This is a genomic window from Granulicatella balaenopterae, assembly GCF_900111135.1.
GTDB lineage: Bacteria > Bacillota > Bacilli > Lactobacillales > Aerococcaceae > Granulicatella > Granulicatella balaenopterae.
Genome location: NZ_FOGF01000072.1, coordinates 1 through 3216, shown reverse-complemented (window position 1 = coordinate 3216; position 3216 = coordinate 1). Strand labels below are relative to the sequence as shown.

The 3216-nt window shown below is 32.5% G+C and carries 3 protein-coding genes; all 3 read right to left on the bottom strand.

Annotated elements, in window-relative coordinates; genetic code table 11:
- Positions 1-371, bottom strand: a 371-nt coding sequence (locus BMX09_RS09655) for a helix-turn-helix domain-containing protein (RefSeq protein ID WP_177159604.1), incomplete at its 3' end; no start/stop codon positions are given.
- Positions 372-725: 354 nt separating this feature from the next.
- On the bottom strand, positions 726-1916 hold the full coding sequence (locus BMX09_RS09650) for an acetate/propionate family kinase (RefSeq protein WP_089748089.1): 1191 nt from the start codon (positions 1914-1916) through the stop codon (positions 726-728).
- 53 nt (positions 1917-1969) lie between these two features.
- Positions 1970-2983, bottom strand: a complete 1014-nt coding sequence (locus BMX09_RS09645; protein ID WP_245711169.1) for a class I SAM-dependent methyltransferase — start codon at positions 2981-2983, stop codon at positions 1970-1972.
- Positions 2984-3216: the final 233 nt, after the last annotated feature.

Below are 3216 nucleotides of genomic sequence, written 5' to 3'. Positions count from 1 at the left end.
TTAATACTTTTATCATTTAGGGTAATGGAGCCTTTCTGGTTATTTGTTGTATAGCTTTTCTTAGTTTTTTTAGCTGACTTGAATTTAGGGAATCCAACCTTTTTATCTCTAAAAAAATTCTTGTATGCCGTTTGTAAATTCAACTGAACATTAGCTAAAGCTAGGCTATCTACTTCCTTTAGGTAAGGGTAGTCTTTTTTATACTGGGCAGGTGTTGTTTTCAATGATTCTTTTGTTTCTCTGTAATAATCAATCTTGTCTGATAACATTAAGTTCCATATTTTTCTACAACAACCAAATGTCTTTTGCAATAATTCTTCTTGATTTTTATTGGGGTAGACTCTATACTTGATAGCTTTATTATAGTTCATTATTTACAACACCTCCTAACCTTGCTTTTCTATATATTTTTTTGATGATATTGTCACAAATAGTTATTATGACTTCCACTTTTACAATAATTCATTTTATATCCCTCAATAATGATTGTATCAAAAATATCTTGATATAAGAATTCATCCCACAAAGCTAAAGTTTCGGAGATTTCTTGTCACTAAATTTAAAAAAATAATTATAATTCGTATAGGAACTACTTATTGATGAATCATTGATAAGTAGTTTTTTAGTTTGCCATCTATTAGGCTAATGATTCTACTTCTCCTTATTTACAACAAAAAAAGACTAGACAAAATATGATATGCCTAGCCTTAAAGTATATTTTTATATTATTTTCTTAAACGTTCGATATCACGAGCGATTTCTACTTCTTCGTTCGTTGGAATGTTTAATACAGCAACTTTAGCGCCTTCCGGTGAAATGATTGCTTCTTTACGAGTATTATTGCGTTCTTCATCAATAGCACAACCAAACCAAGTTAAACCATTAATTACATCACGACGAGTTTCTTTAGAGTTTTCGCCGATACCAGCTGTAAATACAATAGCATCTACACCGTTCATAACAGCAACATATTGTCCAATGTATTTTTGAACACGGTCAACAAAGATTTCTAATGCTACTTGTGCATCTTCATTTCCTTCTGCTGCAGCTGTTTCAACATCACGCATATCACTTGATACACCTGATAAACCTAATAAACCTGATTTGTGGTTTAAAATGTCTACAAATTCATTGATGTCTGTGATATTTAATTTATTCATTAAGAATCCAACTAATGACGCATCGATATCCCCACAACGAGTTCCCATTGTTAACCCTGCTAATGGTGAGAATCCCATTGAAGTGTCAACTGATTTACCACCATCTACAGCAGTGATAGAAGCCCCATTACCTAAGTGGCAAGTGATGATTTTTAGTTCTTCTAATGGTTTACCTAACATTTCAGCAGCACGTCTAGCTACAAAACGGTGGCTAGTTCCGTGAGCTCCATATTTACGAGCTTTAAATTCAGTATAATATTCCATTGGTACACTGTATAAATAAGCTTTTTTAGGCATTGATGTATGGAATGAAGTATCGAATACTGCCACACTTGTAATATCTGGTAATACTTTTTTGAAAGCTTTCATTCCGATTGCTTCAGCTTTGTTGTGTAATGGAGCGAATTCAGCTAATTCTTCCACTTGTTTAATTACTTCATCGTCTACTAATGCAGAATCTTTAAATAATTCTCCACCTGCAACTACACGGTGTCCAACACCAGTAATTTCATCGAAGCTAGCAATAATTTCTAATGCTACTAATTGTTCTAATAATTTTTCTACAGCTACTTCGTGGTTTAGAATTGGTTCAACCACTTTATATTCTTGGTCTTCTCCATAGCTAATTGTAAAGATTGCATCTTCCATCCCGATACGTTCTACAAGACCTTTTGCCACTACTGTTTCTTCTGGCATTTCTAATAATTGGAATTTCAAACTTGAACTTCCTGCATTAATTGCGATTGATTTTGACATTCTTTTTTCTCTCCTAACATTCAAATTAAAACTAGTATAACACGAAAGCGCTTTTATTGCACTAACTCTTTTGACCATTTTTCAAAAATTGTTGTAAATTTCATAAACTTGTCAATATTTTTAAATTCCGGAATATCTCCAAGTAACACTTGCGACACTTGTTTTGCATTATTCCCTTTTTTCTGCACAATTAAAATCGATTTACTATGAATTTCTTTTTTAAATAAATTTTTTGGTAATGCTAAAATTGCTTGAATATGTGTTTCTTTTTCTAAATAGTCCAATAACCCACTTGGATGATAGTCTTCTTCAAAAATAGTCGTCGGTACCATAAAAATGCCGATTCCTGCTTTTGCTAATTGATTGATGTGTTGCTCAATTAATAAATGATGAGCATATGAGTGACCTTCCGCTAATTTTGTTTGATAATTTTTAGCCACTTCATCAAGTGGATAATAACCAACTGGTAAGTCACTAATAGCGATATCTAGCGGTTGGATATTCATTTCTTGCATAGCATCTTGTAAGAACCATTCAACTGGTAAATGTTCTAATGTAGTTGCTTGTGAGCCTAAATGAGTTAATACTTCATCATTATCAATAGCAATTGCAAGTGATTGTTTTTTTGATTGTTGTAAAAATAGCATTACTGCACTTAATAAATTACCTGTTCCAGCTGCTAAATCCCCTAAACGAATTGATTCCATACCTTCTGTTAACTTATCTACCATAAAGGCTAATAATAAAGCTATTGCATCCGGAGTCATTTGATGATTTTGTTGCAATTGATCTTCTTTAGCAGCTTTTAGAAAAGTATATTGAATCATTTTTCTAATATCATCTGCTTGATAGTTATTGATTTGTAATGCATTATAGAGTGATTTTAATTCCTTAACAATCTCATCTGATGGTTCACCGTCCACTTGTTGCACAGCCTCATCTTGAACGAGATTTTGTAAAGTTTCTCCTAATGCTTCTACAAAAGAATATCCAATTGCTTTTTGTAGTACTTGTGTTGCTTGCCACATTTGTTCAAAGCCTTTAAATAATTCTTGTTCTTCTTTCATTATAACACCACCGTTTTATAGTTTTCACTTTCTCATATAAGACATTAGCTATTTTATCACATCTTATGCCATTTTGTAAGAAGCTATCGACTGACATCTTCATGCTAACGCACTCATTGTAAAAGCACATAAAAAAAGGGCTCTTCGTCAAGTAGTGTTGTTGAGGAATTATTAAAAGAAATCTGAAAGATTTATATTAGGGCTTAGTGGACTTGTTTACCACACAAAAGAGG

What these genes read in the sequence shown, in the direction of transcription:
- BMX09_RS09650 (WP_089748089.1), bottom strand. Translation starts at nt 1,916, where the DNA reads ATGTCAAAATCAATCGCAATTAATGCAGGAAGTTCAAGTTTGAAATTC.
- BMX09_RS09645 (WP_245711169.1), bottom strand. Translation starts at nt 2,983, where the DNA reads ATGAAAGAAGAACAAGAATTATTTAAAGGCTTTGAACAAATGTGGCAA.